The organism is Streptomyces rubiginosohelvolus, assembly GCF_014649875.1.
GTDB lineage: Bacteria > Actinomycetota > Actinomycetes > Streptomycetales > Streptomycetaceae > Streptomyces > Streptomyces rubiginosohelvolus.
Genome location: NZ_BMTW01000028.1, coordinates 1 through 5143 on the forward strand (window position 1 = coordinate 1; position 5143 = coordinate 5143).

A 5143-nucleotide genomic window follows, 5' to 3' on the forward strand; every position below is an offset into this window, starting at 1 on the left:
TCGATGATGCCGCTGCGCCTGGCGAAGTACGGCGTGCCGCTCGCCGAGACCGCCCCGGCCGGCCTCGCCGCCGCCGGCATCCAGGAGCCGATCCGCACCGTGGTCGATCGAGACGGCGTCAGCGGTGAGGCACCGGTACTGGCGATCGGGCATCAGCGGGTGGGGGAGCGGGACGCCGAAGTTGAGCGCCCCGTCGCCGCGGTGCGCGAGGCCGCGGTGGCCGGGTTCGGCAGCACCGTTCAGCAGGCCGCGCCGATAGCACCCGAGCCGGTTCTCCCGGACGTGGACTACCTGGCGGCCGCCGAGGGGTACGTGGCCCAGCGGGGGCATTTCCCCGACGCTGAACAGTTCGGGCACTTCCTCGCCCAGTACGACATCGTCGAGCTTTCGACGCGGGAGCCTCTGCCCGGGATGCTGCTGGAACCGGTACTCGACGAGCTCTGGGGCGCTCACCACGAGAGGTTCATCCAGCGCGGCCAGGCCCCGACGATCGCAGAGGACACCCCCACCGGGCCCGGGTCCGACGTCGAGGAGCTGCCCGCATCGGGCGGCGGGGCCAGCGCCTGGTTCGGCTCCGAGCCGAAGGCACCCTTGGAAGCGACGGCGCACGACAAGTTGGAAGACCCGGAGGGACAGAACGGAGCGCCTGGGGACACTGCACCCGATGACGAGCGTTCCAATTCCAGCGCCGTTCCACATGCTGCAGCGGTACCTGGGGGAGCGGCGGCTGCCCGGACGGGGGAGAGGCGCCACGTCGTACAGATGCGGATCCCTGAGGGCGAGGAGACCGACGGCGCGTCGCCCAGCGACGGCCCCCACGACGTAACGCCCGACCGGGAGGAGCCGCAGGGGCGGGAATCGTCGCCGCTGACAGGAGCAGAGCTGGTGGCGGCTCGCTACCTGGAACTCACCGCCGAGGAGCGTTCCAGGTCCGCCAACTCGCTCGCCCCGCTGCTCGCCGAGGGCACGGGCTACACCGTTGGAACGGTGCGCAAGTACCTGGGAGACATCAAGCGCGCCGAACGACAGGCCGCCGCAGCCAACTGAGGAACCCGTCCTCCCACCCTCACGGGAGGGCAGATTCCAGAAGCGCTTGCCCAGCGGGAGAGGCAGCCGTGCCCCTGGTGAGTGACGCCCCGGAGGGACTCACCATCGCTGGAGATCGCTCCCTGGCCACGCCCCGAGTACATGGGCAATGCGTCGGGTTCCCATGGGCTCCGCAGGACGCGGAAGGGGATTGGAACGAGCTGACCTGCAATTTTCCAACTCGCCGACCGGGGGAGAGCCCGAGTCCGTCGCCGGTAGGTGGTGCCGGTGACCCGCAGGCACAGAGCCGCCGACGACGTGAAGGCCGGCCAGGCCGTCGAGAGGCTGTCGCGCTGGAACTTGCATCTCGCCCGTGTTGGAACTCAGTCAAGATGTTTCCGCCACTCGCCACACCCCGGGCCGCGCAGTGAGAACCGTTCCAACTCACCACGGTCAGGGGCCGTCGTCGGCTACTCACCACGGTCCTTGTTGGAACTCACCACGACCGCCCCTCGCCACCCCTCACATGGTTGCCGAACCGGCCGAGACTGGAGAGGCGCACCGTCCGGCTTTGCGCACGCACCGCGGACGACACCCGGCACCAAGCCTCCATCGAGAGCGGAGTCGCGCGGAGGTGCACCACGAGGGTGTTGCCCGCGCCGGTCGATGTCAGGGGAGCGGGGGTTGGGGCAGGTGAGGCCAATGCAGTCGCTTCAGGCTGGGCCTGGTGTGACGTTGCCTCTGCCCATAGCCTCCGGGAGCCTCGTGAATAGGATCATGCAGGAGTGCATTGGCTTCTAGGACTGGGGATGAGATGAGGGGCACCATCAGGGCGGCGGCAGCCGCAGCGTTAGCGCTCATTGTCGTTGGATGCTCGTCGAGCGCTGATGGGAAGAAGGACACGGGAATGAGCGACGGAGGTGGTGCTGACCCCACCGCCTCGGCCTTGAAGTTCGCCAAGTCATACCAGGAAGCGGTGAATAGCCTCGATTGGCTGCAGGTTTGCCACATGAGGACGGAGCGTTACCGGCACGGCACGGTCAAAGAGTGTGTCGCCAACAACGAAGAGCCTGTGGCGCCAGCGCCCTCGGAGTCCGAGACATCTGCTCCGCCGCCACTTGTGCGAGCTGACGGTTCGACTGTTGGGCCGAAGGAGAAGCCCACGGCCAGCGGGCCGGACCGCGCGCAGCTTGGTCCGATCAAGGCGAGCGGTGCGAAGGCCGTTCCGGCCTTCGGTGATCACCCAGCTGGCGTGGGCGTGATGGTCGAGTGGACCTACACCTGGCCCAACGAGTCGGGGGTCTCGAAGGACGTGCTCCGTCTGGTCCGGCATGGCGACAAGTGGCTTGTCGATCAGACGGAAGAGGTCGCAGACTCCGACGAAGCGCACGGTGATCCCGTCGGCGACGCCTTGATGAGGAGCTGAGAGGACGCCCTGTTGCGGCTGGGGGCGTCGGGATCGAGATCACCGGCACCATGGCGACGGCACACCCCTAGTATCTGACGAGGTCTGATCTTCACCTGTGGCGGCGCTTCTTCGGGTCGAGGGTGAAGCGGCCTGTTGTCCGCGGCAAGGGTGAATGGTGTCCACCGACATGCAGCTGCCGACGGTCAGGGCGGCCGCCGAGGCCTTCCTCGGCTCGCTCAGCAACGCGAACACCGTCCGCAACTACGGGATCGGTGTGAACAAGGTCGCCGAGAGGATAGGGGCGGGCCGACCGCTCGGGGCCGTCGCGGACGACGAGATAGGCGAGGCGCTGGAGTTGCTGTGGGGCACCGCGGCGGCCAACACGTGGAACGCCCGCCGGACGGCGGCCCTGTCTTGGCTGGGCTGGTGCGCTGAGCACGGCTACGACGGCCCGCAGGTTCCCGCCTGGGCGCAACGGCTCGCAGCGCCGGACTCCGAGACCCCGGTCCGCTCGAAGACGGCCGTGGACCAGCTGATCGGCCGCGTCGATGTCCATCTGCGTGAGCGGACGCTGTGGCGGATGCTCTACGAGACCTGCGCCAGTTCCGAGGAGGTCCTCGGGGTGAACATCGAGGACCTCGATCTCGCCGCCCGCTCCTGCCCGGTCAAGCCCAAGGGCGACCGGAGGAAGGCCCGCCAGCGCGGGCAGGGTCAGGAGGACTTGGAGCTGGAGACCGTCACCTGGGACACGGGCACTTCCCTGCTTCTGCCTCAACTTCTCAAGGACCGCACCCGGGGCCCGGTGTTCGCTACCCACCGCGGCCCCGGCCCGGGGAAGGTCCTCAGCCCACGCGATGTGTGCCCGGACACCGGCCTGGCTCGCCTCTCCTACGGGCAGGCCCGCGGCCTCCTCGATGGGCACACCGCCGCGAACGGGCCGGGAACGGGCTGGGGCCTGCACGAGTTTCGCCTCGCGGGGCTGACCGAACTCGGTGAGCGGGGCGCCTTCCTGGAGGCTGATGGCGAAGTCGAGGTACAAGAAGCCCGAGAGCGTCCGCCAGTACATGGCTTCGCGCGAGGCAGCTTCGAGCTGATCACGTGAGGTCGTCAGGTGCGAGGTCGGGGCGTAGCCGGTGCCAGGAGGGGTGGCGGAGGCGTCCGGCGCGGGTGCGGGAGGTGTAGCGGACTTCACCGACGAGGCGGGGGAGGACCCACCGGGCCCCAGCCACGGACGGAACCTGGGCGAAGGGGCAGGCATCGGAAGCCGCCACCTTGAGGAGCGCGGCAAGGCGGGTGCGTTCGGCTTGGCTCCAGCCGGTGCCGACGCTTCCCGCGTAGTGCAGCAGTCCGTCGTGCCGCTCGCCGACGAGGACGGCGCCGGGCAGGCCGGTCAGCCGTCCGCGGCCAGGGACCCAGCCGCCGATCACGACGTCGGCGAGCCGGTGGACCTTGATCTTCACCCAGGTCTTCGACCGCACGCCGGGCTCGTACCCGGAGGTGAGCCGTTTCGCGATCAGTCCTTCGAGTCCCGCGTCCCGGACCGTCTCCCAGGCCTCACGTCCGTGACCGGTGATCGCTGCCGGTGTCGACCATGCGGGCCCGGACACCCCGAGGTTCTCCAGGAGGCCGCGCCGCTCCGCGTACGGCAGTTTCGTCAGGAGCCGGCCGCGGAGGTGCACGACGTCGAAGAGCATGAGGTGTGCGGGCACCCGTACGGCCATCCGGGCCGCCTTCGACGGGGAGCCTGCGAGCCCCATGCGCTGCTGGAGCCGCTCGAAGTCGCTGTGGCCCTGCTCGTCGAGCGCGACGATCTCTCCGTCCAGCACCGCGGGCCGCCCGCCGAGGGCTTCGGCGAGGGGGATCAGCTCGGGGTAGGCGGCGGTGACGTCCGTTCCTCCCCGGGCGCGCACGCGGATCGTGCCGTCGCCGGGAAGGTAGATCACCGCCCGCTGTCCGTCCTGCTTCACCTCGAACGCGTAGAGGCCCTCAACGGCTGCCGAGGGCAGCGAGCCGGGGGTAGCGAGCATCGGCTCGATCCTCGGCAGGGGCTGAGCCGGGTCAGGAGGCACTGCGCCGCTTCGAAGCTGCCCTCTTCCCCGCTGTCTTCTTTGATGTCGTCTTCCTTGCGGCCGTGCCCTTCGAGGAGGCCGCCTTCTTGGCAGTGGTCTTCTTGGTGGTCGTCTTCGACGGCCGCATCTCGTGCACGGTGGCGTGCTCGCCGTCCTCGCCGCGGGATGCCTGCGCCTGCTTGACGGAGGCGTTCAGGGCGGCCATCAGATCGACGACCTCGCCCTTGTCATGCTTTCCGTCGCCGGCCGGGGCGGGGAGGGCCTTGCCCTCGGCCTTCGCGGCGATGATGTTCTCCAGGGCCTCGCGGTACTCGTCCCGGAAGCCGGACAGGTCCTCGACCGTCATCTGCTCGGACAGCTGGAGGGCCTGTTCGATCTCGTCCTCGCCGACCTCGACGTCGCGCGGCACCGCTACATCGGTGGTGTTGCGGACCTCGTCGGGCCACTTCATGGAGTGCAGCACGATCGCGCCCTCTCGGATCCGCAGCAGGCCCAGGCGCTCGCGGCCGTGCCAGGCGAACTTCGCCACGGCGACCTTCGAGGACCGCTCCAGGGCTTTGCGGAGCAGGGTGTAGGGCTTGGCGGCGACCTGTCCGTCGGCGGCCAGGTAGTAGGAGTCGCTGATGCGGACCGGGTCGAT

At 69.3% G+C, this 5143-nt stretch carries 3 protein-coding genes and 2 pseudogenes; 3 read left to right on the forward strand and 2 right to left on the reverse strand.

Annotation, left to right across the window (positions count from 1 at the left end; translation table 11 throughout):
- The 3 genes and pseudogenes from IE134_RS33520 to IE134_RS33530 form a co-directional block, all read left to right on the forward strand.
- Nucleotides 1–1047: pseudogene (locus IE134_RS33520) on the forward strand (hypothetical protein); the annotation flags it as partial.
- 886 nt (nt 1048–1933) lie between these two features.
- Nucleotides 1934–2452: a hypothetical protein gene (locus IE134_RS33525; RefSeq protein WP_229823834.1), complete on the forward strand. Its 519-nt coding sequence runs from the start codon at nt 1934–1936 to the stop codon at nt 2450–2452.
- Nucleotides 2453–2606: 154 nt separating this feature from the next.
- A pseudogene (locus IE134_RS33530) lies at nt 2607–3528 on the forward strand (site-specific integrase).
- Here IE134_RS33530 and ligD read toward each other — a convergent pair.
- Together ligD and IE134_RS33540 are read right to left on the reverse strand one after the other, a co-directional pair.
- On the reverse strand, nt 3529–4461 hold the full coding sequence (gene ligD / locus IE134_RS33535; protein ID WP_189432751.1) for a non-homologous end-joining DNA ligase: 933 nt from the start codon (nt 4459–4461) through the stop codon (nt 3529–3531).
- 31 nt (nt 4462–4492) lie between these two features.
- Nucleotides 4493–5143: Ku protein (locus IE134_RS33540; RefSeq protein ID WP_229823837.1), on the reverse strand; the 651-nt coding region annotated here is incomplete at its 5' end.